At 53.5% G+C, this 21,315-nt stretch carries 17 protein-coding genes, 3 tRNA genes, 3 rRNA genes and 1 pseudogene; 9 read left to right on the top strand and 15 right to left on the bottom strand.

Annotated elements, in window-relative coordinates; translation table 11 throughout:
• The first annotated feature begins 5 nt into the window (after window positions 1–5).
• Window positions 6–911 carry a DNA-binding transcriptional regulator YafC gene (gene yafC / locus L379_RS18245; protein WP_015571393.1) on the top strand — a complete coding sequence of 302 codons (906 nt, stop codon included), beginning with the start codon at window positions 6–8 and terminating at the stop codon, window positions 909–911.
• 30 nt (window positions 912–941) lie between these two features.
• On the opposite strand, the gene dkgB is transcribed toward yafC, so the two are convergent.
• The 8 genes from dkgB to gmhB all read right to left on the bottom strand — a co-directional run bounded on the left by dkgB (window position 942) and on the right by gmhB (window position 8,133).
• Window positions 942–1,745 (bottom strand): 2,5-didehydrogluconate reductase DkgB, encoded by an 804-nt coding sequence (gene dkgB, locus L379_RS18250; RefSeq protein ID WP_032652633.1) that lies wholly within the window; start codon window positions 1,743–1,745, stop codon window positions 942–944.
• Window positions 1,746–1,905: 160 nt separating this feature from the next.
• Window positions 1,906–1,982, bottom strand: a tRNA-Asp gene (locus L379_RS18255).
• A gap of 55 nt (window positions 1,983–2,037) precedes the next feature.
• Window positions 2,038–2,153: ribosomal RNA gene (gene rrf, locus L379_RS18260) — 5S ribosomal RNA — on the bottom strand.
• A 69-nt stretch (window positions 2,154–2,222) separates the two neighbouring features.
• A 23S ribosomal RNA gene (locus L379_RS18265) occupies window positions 2,223–5,128 on the bottom strand.
• A 180-nt stretch (window positions 5,129–5,308) separates the two neighbouring features.
• Window positions 5,309–5,384, bottom strand: a tRNA-Ala gene (locus L379_RS18270).
• A gap of 105 nt (window positions 5,385–5,489) precedes the next feature.
• Window positions 5,490–5,566: transfer RNA gene (locus tag L379_RS18275), tRNA-Ile, on the bottom strand.
• Between the two features lie 70 nt (window positions 5,567–5,636).
• Window positions 5,637–7,178, bottom strand: a 16S ribosomal RNA gene (locus tag L379_RS18280).
• Together the 16S, 23S and 5S rRNA genes with 3 tRNA genes alongside form the textbook arrangement of a ribosomal RNA operon.
• Window positions 7,179–7,566: 388 nt before the next feature.
• Window positions 7,567–8,133: a D-glycero-beta-D-manno-heptose 1,7-bisphosphate 7-phosphatase gene (gene gmhB, locus L379_RS18285; RefSeq protein ID WP_032652632.1), complete on the bottom strand. Its 567-nt coding sequence runs from the start codon at window positions 8,131–8,133 to the stop codon at window positions 7,567–7,569.
• 188 nt (window positions 8,134–8,321) lie between these two features.
• Between gmhB and metN the strand changes: the two genes are divergently transcribed.
• The 6 genes from metN to proS all read left to right on the top strand — a co-directional run bounded on the left by metN (window position 8,322) and on the right by proS (window position 13,901).
• The gene (gene metN / locus L379_RS18290; RefSeq protein WP_032652631.1) at window positions 8,322–9,353 is read left to right on the top strand and encodes a methionine ABC transporter ATP-binding protein MetN; all 1,032 of its coding nucleotides are present in this window, start codon (window positions 8,322–8,324) and stop codon (window positions 9,351–9,353) included.
• Complete coding sequence (locus L379_RS18295; protein ID WP_003856130.1) at window positions 9,346–9,999, top strand: methionine ABC transporter permease MetI; 654 nt, start codon at window positions 9,346–9,348, stop codon at window positions 9,997–9,999. The genes metN and L379_RS18295 overlap by 8 nt, the downstream gene beginning before the upstream one ends.
• A 40-nt stretch (window positions 10,000–10,039) precedes the next feature.
• Window positions 10,040–10,855: a methionine ABC transporter substrate-binding lipoprotein MetQ gene (gene metQ / locus L379_RS18300; protein ID WP_003856132.1), complete on the top strand. Its 816-nt coding sequence runs from the start codon at window positions 10,040–10,042 to the stop codon at window positions 10,853–10,855.
• A gap of 106 nt (window positions 10,856–10,961) precedes the next feature.
• On the top strand, window positions 10,962–11,366 hold the full coding sequence (gene rcsF / locus L379_RS18305; RefSeq protein ID WP_015572735.1) for an Rcs stress response system protein RcsF: 405 nt from the start codon (window positions 10,962–10,964) through the stop codon (window positions 11,364–11,366).
• Window positions 11,363–12,070: a tRNA (N6-threonylcarbamoyladenosine(37)-N6)-methyltransferase TrmO gene (gene tsaA / locus L379_RS18310; protein WP_015572734.1), complete on the top strand. Its 708-nt coding sequence runs from the start codon at window positions 11,363–11,365 to the stop codon at window positions 12,068–12,070. The genes rcsF and tsaA overlap by 4 nt, the downstream gene beginning before the upstream one ends.
• Window positions 12,071–12,182: 112 nt before the next feature.
• Window positions 12,183–13,901 carry a proline--tRNA ligase gene (gene proS / locus L379_RS18315; RefSeq protein ID WP_032652630.1) on the top strand — a complete coding sequence of 573 codons (1,719 nt, stop codon included), beginning with the start codon at window positions 12,183–12,185 and terminating at the stop codon, window positions 13,899–13,901.
• A 45-nt stretch (window positions 13,902–13,946) separates the two neighbouring features.
• Here the strand turns inward: proS and nlpE are convergent, their stop codons facing one another.
• The 3 genes and pseudogenes from nlpE to L379_RS18325 form a co-directional block, all read right to left on the bottom strand.
• Window positions 13,947–14,645: an envelope stress response activation lipoprotein NlpE gene (nlpE, locus tag L379_RS18320; protein WP_017383734.1), complete on the bottom strand. Its 699-nt coding sequence runs from the start codon at window positions 14,643–14,645 to the stop codon at window positions 13,947–13,949.
• Window positions 14,646–14,684: 39 nt separating this feature from the next.
• Window positions 14,685–15,101, bottom strand: a pseudogene (arfB, locus tag L379_RS0123850) (alternative ribosome rescue aminoacyl-tRNA hydrolase ArfB).
• The gene (locus L379_RS18325) at window positions 15,098–15,643 is read right to left on the bottom strand and encodes a YaeQ family protein (protein WP_003856144.1); all 546 of its coding nucleotides are present in this window, start codon (window positions 15,641–15,643) and stop codon (window positions 15,098–15,100) included. The pseudogene arfB and the gene L379_RS18325 overlap by 4 nt, the downstream one beginning before the upstream one ends.
• Before the next feature lie 195 nt (window positions 15,644–15,838).
• Between L379_RS18325 and L379_RS18330 the strand changes: the two genes are divergently transcribed.
• Both L379_RS18330 and rof read left to right on the top strand, forming a co-directional pair.
• Entirely contained in the window at window positions 15,839–16,039 is a 201-nt protein-coding gene (locus L379_RS18330) for a YaeP family protein (RefSeq protein ID WP_003856146.1), read from the top strand.
• Entirely contained in the window at window positions 16,026–16,286 is a 261-nt protein-coding gene (gene rof / locus L379_RS18335; RefSeq protein WP_003856148.1) for a Rho-binding antiterminator, read from the top strand. Before L379_RS18330 ends, rof begins: the two co-directional genes overlap by 14 nt.
• 26 nt (window positions 16,287–16,312) lie before the next feature.
• On the opposite strand, the gene tilS is transcribed toward rof, so the two are convergent.
• The 4 genes from tilS to accA all read right to left on the bottom strand — a co-directional run bounded on the left by tilS (window position 16,313) and on the right by accA (window position 21,306).
• Complete coding sequence (tilS, locus tag L379_RS18340; RefSeq protein ID WP_032652629.1) at window positions 16,313–17,599, bottom strand: tRNA lysidine(34) synthetase TilS; 1,287 nt, start codon at window positions 17,597–17,599, stop codon at window positions 16,313–16,315.
• A 58-nt stretch (window positions 17,600–17,657) separates the two neighbouring features.
• Window positions 17,658–18,047, bottom strand: a complete 390-nt coding sequence (locus L379_RS18345; protein WP_003856151.1) for a VOC family protein — start codon at window positions 18,045–18,047, stop codon at window positions 17,658–17,660.
• A gap of 66 nt (window positions 18,048–18,113) precedes the next feature.
• Window positions 18,114–20,246: a lysine decarboxylase LdcC gene (locus tag L379_RS18350; protein ID WP_015572729.1), complete on the bottom strand. Its 2,133-nt coding sequence runs from the start codon at window positions 20,244–20,246 to the stop codon at window positions 18,114–18,116.
• 100 nt (window positions 20,247–20,346) lie between these two features.
• On the bottom strand, window positions 20,347–21,306 hold the full coding sequence (gene accA / locus L379_RS18355) for an acetyl-CoA carboxylase carboxyl transferase subunit alpha (RefSeq protein WP_003856154.1): 960 nt from the start codon (window positions 21,304–21,306) through the stop codon (window positions 20,347–20,349).
• Window positions 21,307–21,315: the final 9 nt, after the last annotated feature.

Raw genomic sequence — 21,315 nt, 5'->3', positions numbered from 1 at the left:
CAATAATGAAAGCCACATCGGAAGAACTGACTATCTTTGTTGCCGTTGTTGAAAGCGGCAGCTTCAGCCGTGCGGCCGAACAGCTCGGGCAGGCGAACTCCGCCATCAGCCGCTCGGTGAAAAAGCTGGAGATGAAGCTCGGGGTAAGTCTGCTCAACAGAACAACGCGGCAGCTCAGCCTGACGGAAGAAGGTGAACGTTATTTTCGCCGCGTGCAATCCGTTTTGCAGGAGATGGCGGCAGCTGAGACGGAAATAATGGAGTCGCGTAGCACTCCGCGTGGATTGCTACGCATTGATGCGGCGACGCCGGTCGTGCTTCATTTTCTGATGCCGTTAATCAAGCCATTCCGGGAACGTTATCCGGAGATGACTCTGTCCCTGGTCTCTTCAGAGACGTTTATTAACCTGATTGAGCGTAAAGTTGATGTGGCGATCCGCGCGGGAACCCTGACGGATTCAAGTTTACGCGCTCGCCCACTGTTCACCAGCTACCGCAAAATTATCGCGTCACCGCAATATATTGCAGAGCATGGCAAACCGGAGACCGTTGAGGAGCTGAAGCAGCACCTGTGCCTGGGCTTTACGGAACCTGTTTCGTTGAACACCTGGCCCGTGGCCTGTCATGACGGACAACTTCATGAGATCACTTGCGGACTTTCGTCTAATAGCGGAGAAACGCTGAAACAGCTTTGTCTTGAAGGAAATGGGATCGCCTGTTTATCAGACTATATGATTGATAAGGAAATAGCTGCGGGTCAGCTTGTAGAACTGATGGCTGACAAACGCTTACCTGTAGAGATGCCTTTTAGCGCAGTGTATTACAGTGACAGAGCGGTAAGTACGCGCATACGCGCTTTTATCGACTTCCTTAGCGAACATATAAAAACAGCTCCCGGAGGAGCTGTGTGAGGGTTTAAGGGTACAGAGGAAGGGCTTTTATTAATCCCAGTCTGGTGCTAACCCTTCCGGGCTGACCAGACGATCGTTGCATTCCAGTGCAGCGATCGCGTTTTTATCTTCATCATCAAGCTGGAGATCCCGCGCTAACAGGTTACTTGCCAGGTTTTCACGTTTGGTTGAAGACGGGATCACGGCATAGCCCTCACCCATCGCCCATGCCAGGATCACCTGTGCGGCTGTCGCATTGTGTTTTTCAGCGATGCGTGCAATCACTTCATCTTTCAGCGCCTTACCATATGCCAGCGTCATGTACGAGGTGATGTGAATACCATGCTGTTTCGCCCATTCCACGACTTTGTGGTTTTGCAGGTAAGGAGAGAGTTCAATCTGGTTGGTGGCAATATTTTCTTTACCCACTGCGGCAATGGCCCTTTCCATCAACGGGATGGTGAAGTTAGAGATGCCAATTTTACGCGTTAAGCCCTGCTCTTTCGCTTCCAGCAGCGCCTGCATGAACTCCTCCACAGAGACGGCATCGTCAGGTGATGGCCAGTGGATCAGCGTCAGATCAACATAGTCAGTACGCAGCTTTTTCAGACTTTCCTTCAGGCTTGGGATCAGCTTGTCTTGGCCGAGATTCTCAATCCAGATTTTAGTGGTGATGAAAAGTTCGTCGCGCGGTACGCCACTCTCTTCGATGGCCTGGCCTACGGCAGCTTCGTTATCATAAATCTGCGCCGTATCAATAGCACGATAGCCCAACTCAAGTGCGGTTTTAACAGATGCAATAACAACATCGTCTTTCAGGCGGAAAGTGCCCAGACCCAGTGCAGGGATAGTCATATGATTCCTCAATCGTTATGTTCATAAACTGAGGAGAATTATCGCTGTAGTTGTTATGACGAAAAAGATCGTGAAACGCAGAGGATTTTTGCTAATTTCGCAACAATCAAACGACAGATAAGAAAAAAGCCCTGAGCTAACGCTCAGGGCTTTTAATAAGTGGCGGAACGGACGGGACTCGAACCCGCGACCCCCTGCGTGACAGGCAGGTATTCTAACCGACTGAACTACCGCTCCACCGAATACTTCTGTAACCACCGGATTAATGCACCGGCTTACTACTTAATTTGATGCCTGGCAGTTCCCTACTCTCACATGGGGAGACCCCACACTACCATCGGCGCTACGGCGTTTCACTTCTGAGTTCGGCATGGGGTCAGGTGGGACCACCGCGCTACAGCCGCCAGGCAAATTCTGTTAATCTGTATCAGGCTGAAAATTGTGTCTGTCTCTTCGCCAAAACACCTTCGGCGTTGTAAGGTTAAGCCTCACGGTTCATTAGTATCGGTTAGCTCAACGCATCGCTGCGCTTACACACCCGACCTATCAACGTCGTCGTCTTCAACGTTCCTTCAGGAGACTTAAAGTCTCAGGGAGAACTCATCTCGGGGCAAGTTTCGTGCTTAGATGCTTTCAGCACTTATCTCTTCCGCATTTAGCTACCGGGCAGTGCCATTGGCATGACAACCCGAACACCAGTGATGCGTCCACTCCGGTCCTCTCGTACTAGGAGCAGCCCCCCTCAATTCTCCAGCGCCCACGGCAGATAGGGACCGAACTGTCTCACGACGTTCTAAACCCAGCTCGCGTACCACTTTAAATGGCGAACAGCCATACCCTTGGGACCTACTTCAGCCCCAGGATGTGATGAGCCGACATCGAGGTGCCAAACACCGCCGTCGATATGAACTCTTGGGCGGTATCAGCCTGTTATCCCCGGAGTACCTTTTATCCGTTGAGCGATGGCCCTTCCATTCAGAACCACCGGATCACTATGACCTGCTTTCGCACCTGCTCGCGCCGTCACGCTCACAGTCAAGCTGGCTTATGCCATTGCACTAACCTCCTGATGTCCGACCAGGATTAGCCAACCTTCGTGCTCCTCCGTTACTCTTTGGGAGGAGACCGCCCCAGTCAAACTACCCACCAGACACTGTCCGCAACCCGGGTAACGGGTCTACGTTAGAACACCAGCCATTAAAGGGTGGTATTTCAAGGTTGGCTCCACGCAGACTGGCGTCCACGCTTCAAAGCCTCCCACCTATCCTACACATCAAGGACCAGTGTTCAGTGTCAAGCTATAGTAAAGGTTCACGGGGTCTTTCCGTCTTGCCGCGGGTACACTGCATCTTCACAGCGAGTTCAATTTCACTGAGTCTCGGGTGGAGACAGCCTGGCCATCATTACGCCATTCGTGCAGGTCGGAACTTACCCGACAAGGAATTTCGCTACCTTAGGACCGTTATAGTTACGGCCGCCGTTTACCGGGGCTTCGATCAAGAGCTTCGCGTTGCCGCTAACCCCATCAATTAACCTTCCGGCACCGGGCAGGCGTCACACCGTATACGTCCACTTTCGTGTTTGCACAGTGCTGTGTTTTTAATAAACAGTTGCAGCCAGCTGGTATCTTCGACTGATTTCAGCTCCACCCGCAGGGGCTTCACCTACATATCAGCGTGCCTTCTCCCGAAGTTACGGCACCATTTTGCCTAGTTCCTTCACCCGAGTTCTCTCAAGCGCCTTGGTATTCTCTACCTGACCACCTGTGTCGGTTTGGGGTACGATTTCGTGTTACCTGATGCTTAGAGGCTTTTCCTGGAAGCAGGGCATTTATCACTTCAGCACCGTAGTGCCTCGTCATCACACCTCAGCGTTAATAAGGTACCGGATTTACCTGGAACCTCCGCCTACATGCTTAAACCGGGACAACCGTCGCCCGGCTGACATAGCCTTCTCCGTCCCCCCTTCGCAGTAACACCAAGTACAGGAATATTAACCTGTTTCCCATCGACTACGCCTTTCGGCCTCGCCTTAGGGGTCGACTCACCCTGCCCCGATTAACGTTGGACAGGAACCCTTGGTCTTCCGGCGAGCGGGCTTTTCACCCGCTTTATCGTTACTTATGTCAGCATTCGCACTTCTGATACCTCCAGCATGCCTCACAGCACACCTTCAACGGCTTACAGAACGCTCCCCTACCCAACAACACATAAGTGTCGCTGCCGCAGCTTCGGTGCATGGTTTAGCCCCGTTACATCTTCCGCGCAGGCCGACTCGACCAGTGAGCTATTACGCTTTCTTTAAATGATGGCTGCTTCTAAGCCAACATCCTGGCTGTCTGTGCCTTCCCACATCGTTTCCCACTTAACCATGACTTTGGGACCTTAGCTGGCGGTCTGGGTTGTTTCCCTCTTCACGACGGACGTTAGCACCCGCCGTGTGTCTCCCGTGATAACATTCTTCGGTATTCGTAGTTTGCATCGGGTTGGTAAGCCGGGATGGCCCCCTAGCCGAAACAGTGCTCTACCCCCGAAGATGAGTTCACGAGGCGCTACCTAAATAGCTTTCGGGGAGAACCAGCTATCTCCCGGTTTGATTGGCCTTTCACCCCCAGCCACAGGTCATCCGCTAATTTTTCAACATTAGTCGGTTCGGTCCTCCAGTTAGTGTTACCCAACCTTCAACCTGCCCATGGCTAGATCACCGGGTTTCGGGTCTATACCCTGCAACTTAACGCCCAGTTAAGACTCGGTTTCCCTTCGGCTCCCCTATACGGTTAACCTTGCTACAGAATATAAGTCGCTGACCCATTATACAAAAGGTACGCAGTCACCCCATAAAGAGGCTCCCACTGCTTGTACGTACACGGTTTCAGGTTCTTTTTCACTCCCCTCGCCGGGGTTCTTTTCGCCTTTCCCTCACGGTACTGGTTCACTATCGGTCAGTCAGGAGTATTTAGCCTTGGAGGATGGTCCCCCCATATTCAGACAGGATACCACGTGTCCCGCCCTACTCTTCGAGTTCACAGCATGTGCATTTTCGTGTACGGGACTATCACCCTGTACCGTCGGACTTTCCAGACCGTTCCACTAACACACAAGCTGATTCAGACTCCGGGCTGCTCCCCGTTCGCTCGCCGCTACTGGGGGAATCTCGGTTGATTTCTTTTCCTCGGGGTACTTAGATGTTTCAGTTCCCCCGGTTCGCCTCGTTAACCTATGTATTCAGTTAACGATAGTGCAACGGATTGCACTGGGTTTCCCCATTCGGACATCGCCGGGTCAAGGGTTCATATCACCTCGCCGGCGCTTTTCGCAGATTAGCACGTCCTTCATCGCCTCTGACTGCCAGGGCATCCACCGTGTACGCTTAGTCGCTTAACCTCACAACCCGAAGATGTTTCTTTCGATTCATCATCGACTTGCGAAAATTTGAGAGACTCGAACACACATGAGCTGTGTGTCGTTTCAATTTTCAGCTTGATCCAGATTTTTAAAGAGCAAAACTTCGCAGTGCACCTTTTCAGGTTCACTCTGAAGTTTTCTTGTGTTCGCAGTAAAAGATGGTGGAGCTATGCGGGATCGAACCGCAGACCTCCTGCGTGCAAGGCAGGCGCTCTCCCAGCTGAGCTATAGCCCCATCGTAGTCACCTCTGTACCGGTAATTTTTGTTGAGGCAAGCCGTGGTGACACGAAGCATACTTATGTATGTGAGTGTCGCCGCAACGCAGCATCAGCAAAAATTTGGTAGGCCTGAGTGGACTTGAACCACCGACCTCACCCTTATCAGGGGTGCGCTCTAACCACCTGAGCTACAAGCCTGTAGAGGTTTTTTACTGCTGTTTTTCATCAGACAATCTGTGTGAGCACTGCAAAGGCAGGTTCTTTAAGGTAAGGAGGTGATCCAACCGCAGGTTCCCCTACGGTTACCTTGTTACGACTTCACCCCAGTCATGAATCACAAAGTGGTAAGCGCCCTCCCGAAGGTTAAGCTACCTACTTCTTTTGCAACCCACTCCCATGGTGTGACGGGCGGTGTGTACAAGGCCCGGGAACGTATTCACCGTGGCATTCTGATCCACGATTACTAGCGATTCCGACTTCATGGAGTCGAGTTGCAGACTCCAATCCGGACTACGACGCACTTTATGAGGTCCGCTTGCTCTCGCGAGGTCGCTTCTCTTTGTATGCGCCATTGTAGCACGTGTGTAGCCCTACTCGTAAGGGCCATGATGACTTGACGTCATCCCCACCTTCCTCCAGTTTATCACTGGCAGTCTCCTTTGAGTTCCCGGCCTAACCGCTGGCAACAAAGGATAAGGGTTGCGCTCGTTGCGGGACTTAACCCAACATTTCACAACACGAGCTGACGACAGCCATGCAGCACCTGTCTCAGAGTTCCCGAAGGCACCAAAGCATCTCTGCTAAGTTCTCTGGATGTCAAGAGTAGGTAAGGTTCTTCGCGTTGCATCGAATTAAACCACATGCTCCACCGCTTGTGCGGGCCCCCGTCAATTCATTTGAGTTTTAACCTTGCGGCCGTACTCCCCAGGCGGTCGACTTAACGCGTTAGCTCCGGAAGCCACGCCTCAAGGGCACAACCTCCAAGTCGACATCGTTTACGGCGTGGACTACCAGGGTATCTAATCCTGTTTGCTCCCCACGCTTTCGCACCTGAGCGTCAGTCTTTGTCCAGGGGGCCGCCTTCGCCACCGGTATTCCTCCAGATCTCTACGCATTTCACCGCTACACCTGGAATTCTACCCCCCTCTACAAGACTCTAGCCTGCCAGTTTCGAATGCAGTTCCCAGGTTGAGCCCGGGGATTTCACATCCGACTTGACAGACCGCCTGCGTGCGCTTTACGCCCAGTAATTCCGATTAACGCTTGCACCCTCCGTATTACCGCGGCTGCTGGCACGGAGTTAGCCGGTGCTTCTTCTGCGGGTAACGTCAATCGACAAGGTTATTAACCTTGTCGCCTTCCTCCCCGCTGAAAGTACTTTACAACCCGAAGGCCTTCTTCATACACGCGGCATGGCTGCATCAGGCTTGCGCCCATTGTGCAATATTCCCCACTGCTGCCTCCCGTAGGAGTCTGGACCGTGTCTCAGTTCCAGTGTGGCTGGTCATCCTCTCAGACCAGCTAGGGATCGTCGCCTAGGTGAGCCGTTACCCCACCTACTAGCTAATCCCATCTGGGCACATCCGATGGCAAGAGGCCCGAAGGTCCCCCTCTTTGGTCTTGCGACGTTATGCGGTATTAGCTACCGTTTCCAGTAGTTATCCCTCTCCATCAGGCAGTTTCCCAGACATTACTCACCCGTCCGCCACTCGTCAGCGAAGCAGCAAGCTGCTTCCTGTTACCGTTCGACTTGCATGTGTTAGGCCTGCCGCCAGCGTTCAATCTGAGCCATGATCAAACTCTTCAATTTAAAAGTTTGATGCTCAATGTTTCTTTATTTCTAAAGAAAAGAACTTCGTAATGAATTACGTGTTCACTCGTTGAGACTTGGTATTCATTTAGTGTCCGAAGACATTAAGAATCCATGTCACTTTGAGTGCCCACACAGATTGTCTGATAAATTGTTAAAGAGCAGTTGCGACGCGCTTCAGCGCTCTGTCGCGAGGTGGCGTATATTACGCTTTCCTCTCTCAGAGTCAACCCGTTATTCCAGGATTTTTTCTCTTCAACCGACCGGGTTGTCTGTGAAGTGATTCACATCTGCCGTGTCGATGGAGGCGCATTATAGGGAGCCGCCGAGGAATGACAAGCGGAAAAATGCATTTTTATTTCAACCGCTCACCTTTTCGCCAAAACGCCTATTTTTGGTGCTTTTTAATCTCTTTTGGCAGTTCTGCCAGACTAGTTATCACCCAGTCGGCTGCATTTTCTGCTTCTGGGGTGACCGGTTTACCGGTACGCACTAATACCTTGGAACCTACACCTGCCGCCGCTGCTGCCTGCATATCTTCCAGTTTATCGCCCACCATATAAGATGCGGCCATATCAATGTGCAGGAATTCCTGTGCAGAGATAAACATGCCCGGGTGTGGCTTACGGCAATCACAGGTCTGACGATACGCCTCTACACTTCCCTGCGGGTGATGCGGACAATAATAGATGCCATCAAGATCGACGCCACGATCGGCCAGAGACCAGTCCATCCATTCCGTCAGCGTCTCGAATTGCGCTTCGGTGAATTTACCCCGGGCGATACCGGACTGGTTAGTTACCACCACCAGCGCATAGCCCATCTCTTTCAACTGGCGCATGGCATCTATTACGCCCTCGATAAATTCGAACTCATCAATCTCATGGACGTAACCGTGATCCACATTAATAGTGCCGTCACGATCGAGAAAAATTGCGGGTACAGATTTTGCCACCGGTTTGCTCCTGAAAAAGTCTTGTTCAGCTAGTATCTCATGAATCGCAGCGCAATAAAGTGCTCATCGCACAGAGGTGGATTGATTTAGACGTCTGGATGCCTTAACATCCATTTTGTTTACGGTCATTCCCCGTATCTGGCAGAAGAAAATGCCACGGCTAACTTACTTACGATAAAAATAATCTAATGATTAAACTTTCCAATATCACCAAAGTGTTCCAGCAGGGGAACCGAACCATTCAGGCGCTGAACAATGTCAGCCTGCATGTGCCTGCTGGTCAGATTTATGGCGTCATTGGCGCATCGGGTGCGGGTAAAAGTACGCTGATCCGTTGTGTTAACCTGCTTGAGCGCCCAACCCAGGGCAGCGTAGAAGTTGGCGGTCAGGAGCTTACCGCTCTCTCTGAAAAAGAACTCACCAAAGTGCGTCGCCAGATTGGCATGATTTTCCAGCACTTTAACCTGCTGGCATCCCGCACCGTGTTCGGCAATGTTGCCCTGCCGCTTGAGCTGGATAACACGCCGAAAGAAGAAGTTACGCGTCGCGTCACCGAACTGCTCGACCTTGTTGGTCTGGGCGACAAGCATGATAGCTACCCGGCAAATCTGTCCGGTGGGCAAAAACAGCGTGTGGCCATTGCCCGCGCGCTGGCAAGCAATCCTAAGGTGCTGCTGTGCGATGAAGCCACCAGCGCGTTAGACCCGGCCACCACGCGCTCTATTCTGGAACTGTTAAAAGACATTAACCGTCGCCTGGGCCTGACGATTCTCCTTATTACGCATGAAATGGATGTAGTGAAACGCATCTGCGACTGCGTGGCGGTCATCAGCAACGGTGAGCTGATTGAGCAGGACACGGTGAGTGAAGTCTTCTCACACCCGAAAACGCCGCTGGCTCAGCAGTTCATTCAGTCCACACTGCATCTGGATATTCCGGAAGATTATCTGGAACGTTTAAAAACAGACGCAACGCCTGACAGCGTCCCGATGCTGCGCATGGAGTTCACGGGCCAGTCCGTTGACGCACCGCTGCTGTCCGAAACCGCGCGTCGCTTTAACGTGAATAACAACATTATTAGCGCGCAGATGGACTACGCCGGTGGCGTGAAGTTCGGCATTATGCTGACGGAAATGCACGGCACACAGGAAGAAACCCAGGCGGCAATTGCCTGGCTGCAAGAACATCACGTAAAAGTAGAGGTACTGGGTTATGTCTGAGCCGATGATGTGGCTACTGGTTCGCGGCGTTTGGGAAACGCTGGCAATGACCTTCGTATCGGGCTTCTTTGGTTTTGTGATTGGGCTGCCGGTCGGCGTGCTGCTGTACGTTACGCGCCCGGGTCAAATTATTGAAAACGCGAAGCTGTATCGTACGCTCTCTGCGCTGGTGAACATTTTCCGGTCTATTCCGTTCATTATTCTGCTGGTGTGGATGATTCCGTTTACGCGCGTGATCGTCGGGACGTCGATTGGTTTGCAGGCAGCTATTGTCCCGCTGACCGTAGGCGCGGCACCGTTTATCGCCCGTATGGTGGAAAACGCCCTGCTGGAAATCCCAACCGGCCTGATCGAAGCTTCCCGCGCTATGGGTGCGACGCCAATGCAGATCGTTCGCAAAGTTCTGCTGCCAGAGGCGCTGCCTGGGCTGGTGAACGCAGCAACCATCACGCTTATCACCCTGGTCGGTTATTCCGCAATGGGCGGCGCCGTAGGTGCTGGCGGTTTAGGCCAGATTGGATATCAGTACGGCTATATTGGCTATAACGCTACCGTAATGAATACCGTTCTGGTATTGCTGGTTGTGCTGGTTTACTTAATTCAATTCTCTGGCGATCGTATCGTCCGGGCTGTTACGCATAAATAACGTTACAAACAACACAAACTCGACGAGTTAAGGATATAACATGGCGTTTAAATTTAAGACCTTCGCAGCAGTAGGCGCACTGATTGGCTCGCTGGCACTGGTGGGTTGCGGTCAGGACGAAAAAGATCCAAACCACATCAAAGTAGGCGTTATCGTCGGTGCAGAACAGCAGGTTGCTGAGGCCGCGCAGAAAATCGCTAAAGAGAAATATGGCCTGGACGTTGAACTGGTGACCTTCAACGATTACGTTCTGCCGAACGAAGCGCTGAGCAAAGGCGACATTGACGCTAACGCCTTTCAGCATAAACCGTACCTGGATCAGCAGATCAAAGATCGCGGCTACAAACTGGTTGCTGTCGGTAACACCTTCGTTTACCCGATTGCCGGTTACTCCAAGAAAATTAAATCTCTGGATGAACTCCAGCCGGGTTCACAGGTTGCCGTCCCTAACGACCCAACCAACCTTGGCCGTTCCCTGCTTCTGCTACAGAAAGTGGGCCTGATTAAACTGAAAGAAGGCGTTGGCTTGTTACCGACCGTTCTGGACGTAACCGAAAACCCGAAAAATCTGAAAATTGTTGAGCTGGAAGCACCACAGCTGCCACGTTCTCTGGACGATGCGCAGATCGCCCTGGCCGTGATCAACACCACTTACGCCAGCCAGATCGGCCTGACCCCAGCGAAAGATGGCATCTTCGTTGAAGATAAAGATTCCCCGTACGTCAACCTGATCGTGACTCGCGAAGACAACAAAGACGCGGAGAATGTGAAGAAATTCATACAGGCATATCAGTCTGAAGAAGTGTACCAGGAAGCCAATAAGGTGTTTAACGGCGGCGCGGTTAAAGGCTGGTAATCTCCCGGCAGTGTAATATCATCAAGACGGGCATTTGCCCGTCTTGTCATTTGTGCGGTCAACTGCTTCAATATCTGACGTTTTGATTATCCACTGAGGAATTATTATGCGTGCTTTACCGATCTGTTTTTTAGCACTGATGCTGAGCGGCTGTTCTATGCTAAGCAGATCTCCTGTTGAACCTGTTCAAAGCACTGCAACCCCGCCAAAAGCGGAGCCAGCAAAACCGAAAGCGCCTCGCGCTGCGCCGGTACGTATTATTACCAAAGCCGACGAGCTGGTCGGTAAGCCATTCCGTGAACTGGGCGAAGTGAGCGGCGAATCCTGCCAGGCAACGAATCAGGACTCCCCACCCAATATTCCGACAGCCCGCAAGCGTATGCAAATCAACGCGTCGAAAATGAAAGCCAACGCGGTGCTGCTGCACAGCTGCGAAGTCACCAGCGGCACACCAGGTTGCTATCGCCAGGCGGTATGTATCGGTTCTGCGCTTAACATTACGGCGAAATGAGTTCATTTCAGTTCGAGCAGATAGGCGTTATCCGCTCCCCTTATAAAGAAAAGTTCGCCGTTCCACGTCAGCCGGGTCTGGTCATTAACGGCGGCGGCGAGCTTCATCTTGTCGCGCCGTATAATCAGGCCGATGCAGTGCGCGGGCTTGAGGCGTTCAGCCATTTATGGGTGGTCTTTGTATTTCACCAGACCATGGAAGGCGGCTGGCGTCCTACCGTGCGTCCGCCTCGTCTGGGCGGAAATGCCAGAATGGGTGTCTTTGCCACCCGCTCAACCTTTCGTCCCAACCCCATCGGGATGTCGCTGGTCGAGCTGAAAGGCATACGTTGTCAGAAAGATCAGGTGATCCTGGAGTTAGGTAGCCTTGACCTGGTTGATGGCACGCCGGTCATAGATATTAAGCCTTACCTGCCCTTCGCCGAAGCGCTGCCGGATGCCCGAGCAAGCTATGCTCAGGACGCACCGCAGGCAGATATGCCGGTTCACTTCACGTCTGAAATAACGACGCAAATCAGCGAGCTAGAAAAGCGTTATCCTCGCCTGCGTGACTTTATCGTTGAAGTGCTGGCCCAGGACCCCCGTCCCGCCTACCGCAAAGAAGAGGAAGCCGGGAATACGTACGCCGTCTGGCTGCTGGACTTTAACGTGCGCTGGCGCGTGACTGCGGCGGGTTTTGAAGTGTTTGCCCTGGAACCCAGGTAATTTTGTTCTCCTCTCTTTTGGCATCTTTGCCACACTGGTAAACTAAACCACTTTTTTTGTGTCAGGCTGGTGTTTCAGCCTGTTCCAATCGTCGAAATGGAACCGTAACAACATGCGTACTAGCCAATATCTGCTCTCCACTCTGAAGGAGACACCTGCCGACGCCGAGGTGATCAGCCACCAGCTGATGCTGCGCGCCGGGATGATCCGCAAGCTGGCCTCCGGGTTATACACCTGGCTGCCGACCGGCGTGCGCGTCCTGAAAAAAGTCGAAAACATCGTGCGTGAAGAGATGAACAACGCCGGTGCTATCGAGGTGTTAATGCCGGTCGTTCAGCCCTCTGAACTGTGGCAGGAGAGCGGTCGCTGGGAGCAGTATGGTCCTGAACTGCTGCGTATTGCCGATCGTGGCGATCGTCCATTCGTTCTCGGCCCAACGCATGAAGAAGTGATCACCGACCTGATCCGTAACGAGCTGAGCTCTTACAAACAGCTGCCGCTGAACTTCTTCCAGATCCAGACTAAGTTCCGTGACGAAGTGCGTCCACGCTTTGGCGTCATGCGTTCTCGCGAGTTCCTGATGAAAGATGCTTACTCTTTCCATACTTCTCAGGAATCGCTGCAAGAGACCTACGACAAAATGTACACGGCCTACAGTAAAATCTTCTCCCGCATGGGGCTGGATTTCCGTGCTGTACAGGCTGATACCGGTTCAATCGGCGGTAGCGCCTCCCATGAATTCCAGGTTCTGGCGCAGAGCGGCGAAGACGATGTGATCTTCTCTGACTCCTCTGATTACGCCGCGAACATCGAATTTGCAGAAGCGCTGGCACCGAAAGAACCACGCGGCGCGGCAACGCAAGAGATGACGCTGGTTGATACGCCAAACGCGAAAACTATCGCCGAGCTGGTTGAGCAGTTTACTCTGCCGATCGAAAAAACCGTGAAAACCCTGCTGGTGAAATCGGCTGAAGGTAGCGCTTATCCACTGGTTGCCCTGCTGGTACGAGGCGATCACGAGCTGAACGAAGTGAAAGCCGAGAAGCTGCCGCAGGTTGCCAGCCCGCTGACCTTCGCAACGGAAGCAGAGATCCGCGCCGTGGTGAATGCTGGTCCTGGTTCTCTGGGTCCGGTGAACATGCCTGTTCCGGTGGTCATTGACCGCACCGTTGCGGCGATGAGCGACTTCGCTGCGGGCGCAAACATCGACGGTAAACACTTCTTCGGCATCAACTGGGATCGTGACGTGGCGACGCCGGAAGTGGCTGACATCCGTAACGTGGTCGCAGGCGATCCAAGCCCGGACGGCAAGGGTACTCTGATGATCAAACGCGGTATCGAAGTAGGCCACATCTTCCAGCTGGGCGATAAGTACTCGCGCGCAATGAACGCTGCCGTTCAGGGCGAAGATGGCCGTAACCAGGTTCTGACCATGGGCTGCTACGGCATTGGCGTAACGCGCGTTGTTGCTGCCGCTATCGAGCAGAACTATGACGAACGCGGAATCGTCTGGCCGGATAACATCGCGCCGTTCCAGGTGGCGATCCTGCCAATGAACATGCACAAGTCTTACCGCGTGCAGGAGCTGGCTGAGAAACTCTACGCTGAGCTGAGCGCGAAAGGTATCGACGTGCTGATGGATGACCGTAAAGAGCGTCCTGGCGTGATGTTTGCTGACATGGAACTGATCGGTATTCCACACACCATCGTCATTGGCGACCGTAACCTCGACAGCGACGAGATTGAATACAAATACCGTCGCAACGGCGAAAAACAGATGATCAAGACGGGAGATATTCTTGATTACCTGGTGAAAGCCATCAAAGGTTAAGAAACAAAAAACCCCGCCAGTGCGGGGTTTTTTAATGGCTATATCTTATTTGCTTTCGCAGTCTTTCCCCGCAGCAAACTTCGCATCTTTATCTGCCACCAGCGTTTTCACCAGCTCGCCGCTATCCGGGTTTGGCTCCAGCGTAAAATGCCCTTCAACCGTCAGCAACACTGGCTTACTGTCGTTGCCGCGCGCGACGGCATAGTCTCGCTCCAGCTGGGCATTGTTCGCCACGCTGACTTTCTTCCCGGTTGCACAGTCAGTGAAGATCGCCGCATCCGCCATGTAGAAATACATCCCTCGCATCGCCATTGGGGTGGCTGGCAGGGTCGCTTTCACCGGGGCCAACGTGTAGTTGAACTGGGATTCAATCGGATTGCCTTCGCGATCGAGCATCTCCATCCCCTCGCCTTTGGCGCGGAAGAAGGTTTTATCGCCCGTGGTATCCGTCAATACCAGCTTCTCAGCCGTACGCGCCCATGTTCCGTAAGATGCAAAAGAAGACGGTTCTTTCGCCCCCTGGTAACGCTGGTTCATGACCCAGGTGCCATCTTTTTGCAGGAACAGAGAGGTTTCGATGCCCTCGCAATCTGCACACGGTAATACGCCGCGCCAGCTTTGCTGCATCGGCTTTAATTCTTCATTTTGCGTTGGCTGTAGTACCTGCGTTTCTGAACGGTTATTACAGCCAAAAAGCGCGAACAGGCTTGTCACGGCCAGCGCTGATAATAATGCTTTTTTCACAATACTTTCCTTATGAAAAAGGGTATCCCTTTCGTCACATTATGGGTGACGGACTTTGCCACGCAGTGATTTTACGGTGGATTTCTGCGCCTTCGATGACAACCGACGTTCTTTCGATGCCCGCGTTGGACGTGTTGCCCGGCGACTTTTTTGTACAGCCGTCAGCTCTTTAATGACCGCGACCAGCCGGGCTATTGCCGCTTCCCGGTTTAGCTCCTGGCTGCGATACTCCTGCGCTTTAATCACCATCACACCCTCGCTGGTGATCAGGTGATGGCTGGCGGCAAGCAGGCTTTCTTTATAATACTCTGGCAGGCTGGAGGCCCGAATGTCAAAGCGCAAATGGATAGCCGTTGAGGCCTTGTTAACGTGCTGTCCCCCTGCTCCCTAGGCCCGGATGGCGGTGATCTCCAGCTCGTTATCAGGGATGCTGACGTTTCGGGACAATACAATCATGATGCGGGCTGCCAGGCCGTGAGATGAATTTCCAGATTATTCTGAGAATCGGAAAGCCAGATGGCGCCGTCCTGAATCGTCGCCTGTAGCGCCATCGTCCGGCTGGCGAACGCACTCAGCTGCGCCAGCTGTTCATCATCCAGATACCAGACGGTAAGATTTTTGAACTGCGCACATTTATTTTTATTTTGTTGCCACCAGATCTCCGCCGCTCGCTGGTTGTAGGCAAACAACGCCACTTCAGCAGACTGGGTGCAGGCCTTTTTGATCCGGCGTTCATCCGGCAGGCCAAGCTCAATCCATAAATCGATACCCAGATGATCGTTGCGCAGCCAGGCTTCCGGTTCATCTTCCGCGCTTAAACCACGGGTAAATTGCAGACGCTCGTCGGCATACTTAATCCACGCCAGCAGGCGCAGCATCATGCGCTCCTGGGTTTCAGAAGGGTGACGCGCCAGCGTCAATGACGCATCCAGAAACTGGTTACGGTCAAGATCCGCCACATTGACCACAGCTTTATAAATTGTCGCTTTCAGCGCCATGAGAGAACTCCTTTCGAATCAGGCATACATTGTAGCGAAAACCGCGGCAAAAGGCTGTTACGAGGTGGTGGCTCCCTCTTATCAAGGCGCTGATATTGCTTAAATGAGTATGGTATAGTCACCTTGCTAAACCGAGTTTAACTTCGTAGGCTTAATGATATCTCACAGTAAGTCAGTACGCTGGCAGGAGGTGATGTGAATAATTATTGTGAGTTGATTCGCAGACGGTATGCGGAGATCGCCAGCGGAGATCTGGGGTACATTCCGGATGCGTTGGGCTGTGTATTGAACGTGCTAAATGAAGTGGCCTCTGATGAGAGCCTTTCTGAATCGGTCAGGGAAAAAGCAGCGTATGCTGCGGCGAATTTACTGGTGAGCGATTATGTCGATGAATGATACCTATCAACCCATCAATTGTGATGACTATGACAACCTCGAACTCGCCTGCCAGCATCATTTAATACTGACGCTGGAGCTAAAAGATGGCGAAGTGCTAAAGGCAAAGGCCAGCGATCTGGTTTCCCGTAAAAATGTGGAATACCTGGTTGTGGAAGATGCAGGTGCAACGCGTGAGCTACGCCTCGACAAAATTGCCAGTTTCAGCCATCCGGAAATCGGCACCGTTGTGGTGAGCGAATCCTGATAACCAACGGGCAGCCAGGCTGCCCGTTACGCTTTCCATTCAAAATTAACTCCGGCTTCAGCCCACCCCTCTTCAGTGATGAACACCTCTGCCGCCGCGATGAGCGTGTCGCCGTAAAACAGAAGCGGCGTGGTATCACGTCGCCAGGGCGGAACGTTCTGTTCCTGCCAGATTTTCTTCAACTTACGCCCGCCGTTACGCCCGACGATATGCAGCATGCCGCTGGCCCTGAAGCGTATGGTGACGTTCTCGTCCGGCTCAGGTAGACGCACATTGCCCGAATGGCTTAACGCAACGACACCGGCATTCATCGGTAGCGTTAATGCATTCCTCGGCGACGGCCAGTCGAGCACAGCGTCAGCCAGCGACGGCACAGATTTCACCCACCAGAGTTGCCCTTTATAGCGCCTGACGTCATAACCATTCAGGTGTATATACGGGGCGGCATCTTCCCTCGCCTGTGCAACTTCCTCCCAGATACGGTTGAGCATCGCCCGGGACGGCATAACCGCACGCTGGGAAGCTAGCCAGCGGCGAATCAGAGCAGCCCGACGCACGGGGCTCATCACCATCAACGGCGCTATGTTCAGAGCACCGTCAGCGGTAATCAGCGTATCCAGCTCTCCGCTCAGCAACTCATCCAGCAAGCTTTCCTGTTCAGCACAAAGCATCGCGCTTCGGGCCGCCGCTTCGGAAAAATGCGCCCAGCGCTCGTTCAGAAGCGGCAGCACGCGCAGGCGCAGGAAGTTTCGGTCGTAGCTGTCGTCCTGATTGCTCTCGTCCTCAATCCAGCACAGATGATGCTGCTGCGCCCAGGCTTCCAGTGAAGCGCGCGTTTCACCCAGCAGCGGGCGGATGAGCTCTGTTTCAGCAAAATCAGCGCGTTCAGGCATGGCGGATAACCCCGCAGGCCCGCTGCCCCGCTTGAGCGCCAGTAAAAACGTCTCGCACTGGTCGTCCAGATGCTGCGCGGTGACCAACGCTTCTCCAGGCTGTAATGCGCCAGAAAACGCGGCGTAGCGGGCTTTCCGCGCCTGCGCCTCAATACCCAGCCCCTCATCCTCAAGCGTGACGCGTTCAACGATCAGCGGGATTGCCCACCCTGAGCACACCGCTTCGCAGTGCGCCACCCAGTCGTCGGCATGGGGGCTTAAGCCGTGATGGATATGCATCGCCCGCAGCTGGACGTCAGGCTCACGGTCGCGCCAGAGCTTAAGGCGGTGCAGCAAAACGGTGGAATCCAGGCCACCGCTGAACCCCACCAGCAGCTGGCGGTAGGGTGAAACGGCGTGCGCGATAGCAGGTAAGGTCATAGGAAATTACACATAAAAAATGCCCGAACTGAACGGGCATTATCACACATGACGGCGATTACTGCTGGTAAAGCTCCAGCGGCAGCCCGTCCGGATCGTTGAAAAAAGTGAAACGTTTATCGGTAAAGGGATCGACACGAATCGCTTCACAGGCCACGCCGTGGGCTTCCAGATGTTTTACCGCGCTGTCCAGGTCATCGACGCTGAAGGCCAGGTGGCGCAGGCCGCAGGCTTCCGGGCGCGAAGGACGCGCTGGCGGGAAAGGAAAAGAGAACAGTTCAATCACATATTGACCGTTTAACGCCAGATCGCCTTTCCAGGAGTCGCGCTCCTCTCGGTAGGCCTCGCTTAACAGCGTAAAGCCGAGAACGTCGCAGTAGAATGCCTTACTTTTCGCGTAATCGGTGGCAATGATCGCAATATGATGAACCGCTTTTAAACCCAGCATAGTTTCTCCTTTTTATGATGCCCTGAACGTTACAACCGACAACCCGCCCCTGGCAAGCAGACCCTTTTATTTTAGGACTCTCACCCAGTACACGCCGTTATCATCGCGTTTCGCGCCATGAATATCCGTTTCAAAGCCCGGATAGTGGCGCCCCACCGAACAGAGCATCAGCAGGAAATCGAGCACCGCCCGGCTCTCCTCGGTGATCATCTCACCCGGCATCAGCAGCGGCACGCCCGGCGGATAAGGCAGGATCATGTTCGCCGATACCCGCCCGACCAGGTTCTCCAGCTCAACGGTTTCAACCTCCCCTTTCACCTGGCGTTGCCACGCCCTGTGCGGCGTCAGCTTCATTTCAGGCAGAACATCAAATGCCTGCAACATCAGGCGCGGCAGATCGTGCTGGCGGATCAGCCTGTGGATCCCCTGGGCCAGATCCTGAATACGCATATTGCGATAGAAGTCAGGATCTTCCGCGTAGAGATCCGGCAGCATATTCTTCACCCGCAGGTTCAGATCATATGCACGCTTAAACTCCATCAGTCCGCGCAACAGCCCCATCGCGCGGGTTTTATCGATCCCGATGCTGAACAGGAACAGCAAATTATAGGGGCCGGTTTTCTCCACCACCACGCCGCGCTCATCAAGGAACTTCGCCACCAGCGCAGCCGGGATCCCTTCCTCACCCATCACACCCTGCTCATCCATGCCCGGCGTCAGGATCGTCACCTTAACCGGATCGAGGAACATGTGGTCCGCATCGGCATCCCGAAAACCGTGCCAGCTCTCCCCCGGCGCGACGGGCCAGCATTCTGCCTCATCAATCTCTTCCGGCTGCCAGATATCAAAGAACCAGCCGTCCGCTTCATCTTTAAGCCGCTGAACCTCTTTTCGGAAATGCAGCGCCCGTTCCACCGAACGATTGATCAGGCGTTTACCCGGATTACCGCGCAGCATCGCCGCCGCCGTTTCGATGGACGCCACCAGCGGGTAGCTCGGCGACGTGGTCGTGTGCATCATAAAGGCTTCGTTGAAGGTGTCCTCGTCGTACTCGCCCTTGATGTGAATGAGAGACGCCTGGGAAAACGCGGCCAGCATTTTGTGCGTCGACTGCGTTTCGAAGAACACCTTGCCCGGCACCCGCTCGCCGCTCATCCCACTTTTACCCGAGTAAATCGGGTGGAAATTGGTGTAAGGCACCCACGCGGAGTCAAAGTGGATCGACGGCACGTCCAACGTCTGCTTGATCCAGTTCGTGTTGTAAAGCAGCCCGTCATAGGTGGAGTTGGTGATCACCGCATGCACAGGCCAGCTTGCCTCGGGGATCGCCGCGATCTTATTTTCAATGGCTTCATGCGCGAATTCACGGCGAGGAATGCCGCCGAGAATACCCAGCGCATTACGCGTAGGCGACAGCCAGAGCGGCACCACGTCGCTCATCATCAGCAAATGCGCCAGTGATTTATGGCAGTTGCGGTCAATCAGCAGCGTACTGCCGGCAGGCGCGGCGTACATCCCGACGATTTTGTTCGAGGTTGAGGTACCGTTGGTCACCATGTAGCTTTGTTCGGCGCCAAAGGTCCGGGCGATGTACTCTTCGGCTTCCAGATGCGGGCCGGTATGATCCAGCAGAGAGCCTAACTCGGTGACCGAAATCGACACATCCGCCTTCAGCGTGTTACCGCCGAAGAAATCGTAGAACAGACATCCCACCGGGCTTTTTTGATAGGCTGTTCCCGCCATGTGGCCTGGCGTACAGAAGGTGTACTTCCCTTCATTCACATAGGTGAACAGCGCGCGCGTGAACGGCGGTGTGATGTTATCGAGGTATTCACCGGTGTACTGCTGAATGCGGGTCGCAATGTCCTCGGCAACGCCGAGTGAGTATTCGAAGAACCACAGCGCCATACGCATATCATGCGCGCTCACGTCCATGGTCGAGTGAGTGTTGATAAACGCGTACAGCGGAAGATATTCGTTGAGCTTATTGATATCGCTGCACAACTCCATGTCGTATTCGTCCCAGTCGAATATCACGCCACAGATGCGCGGATTGTGTTCGATAAATTTCAGCAGGTCGGCGCTGTTTTGCGGCCAGATCAGCTGGTATCCACGTGCTTTAAGGGCTTGCTCCAGCTCCTTGATGGGTTCGTCTTTATAAAAGACGCCGTGTGGCCCCATGATGGCAATGATGTTCATGGTTTACCTCCTTGAAAAACATCAGATAAGCATAGTTAAGGTAAACGGCAGGTATAAAAAAAGCCGCAACAATGTGCGGCTTTTAGGATAATTGTGAGGCTTACGCGTAACCGTAGGTCATCAGACGCTGATAACGACGGTTGAGCAGATCTTCTGTGCTCAGCACGTCCAGGTCCGCGAGATCTGCCAGCAGTTGCGCTTTAAGGGAAGCAGCCATCACTTCCGGCTTACGATGCGCGCCGCCCAGCGGTTCAGGGATAACGGTGTCGATCAGCTTCAGCTCTTTCAGACGTGGGGCAATGATGCCCATCGCTTCAGCAGCCAGCGGCGCTTTATCGGCACTTTTCCACAGAATGGAGGCACAGCCTTCCGGAGAGATAACGGAATAGGTACTGTACTGTAGCATATTCACTTTATCGCCCACGCCAATTGCCAGCGCACCGCCGGACCCACCTTCACCGATAACGGTACAGATGACCGGCACTTTCAGGCGAGACATCTCACGCAGGTTGCGTGCGATGGCTTCAGACTGACCGCGCTCTTCAGCGCCAACACCCGGGTAAGCACCCGGCGTGTCGATGAAGGTGATGATAGGCATATTGAAACGCTCAGCCATCTCCATCAGACGCAGGGCCTTACGGTAGCCTTCTGGCGCTGGCATACCGAAGTTACGACGGATTTTCTCTTTGGTTTCACGGCCTTTCTGATGACCAATAATCATCACCGGACGTCCATCCAGACGCGCGATACCGCCGACGATAGCTTTATCGTCAGCGTATGCGCGGTCGCCTGCCAGTTCGTCAAATTCGTCAAACGCCAGGCGGACATAATCCAGGGTGTACGGACGCTGTGGATGACGCGCCAGCTGGGCGATCTGCCATGCGCCGAGATCGGCAAAGATTTTGCGCGTCAGTTCTACGCTTTTTTCGCGCAGACGATGCACTTCTTCGTCGATGTTAATATCCAGTTTTTCATCCTGACGGCTCACGGCTGTCAGAGAATCGATTTTCGCTTCCAGCTCTGCAATCGGCTGTTCGAAATCAAGGAAATTCAGACTCATAGTATTCCT

It is taken from the genome of Enterobacter sp. MGH 33 (assembly GCF_000534535.1).
GTDB classification, from domain to species: domain Bacteria; phylum Pseudomonadota; class Gammaproteobacteria; order Enterobacterales; family Enterobacteriaceae; genus Enterobacter; species Enterobacter hormaechei_C.
Note: the sequence above shows the minus strand (reverse complement) of the source record. Positions and strands in the feature narration are given on the sequence as shown.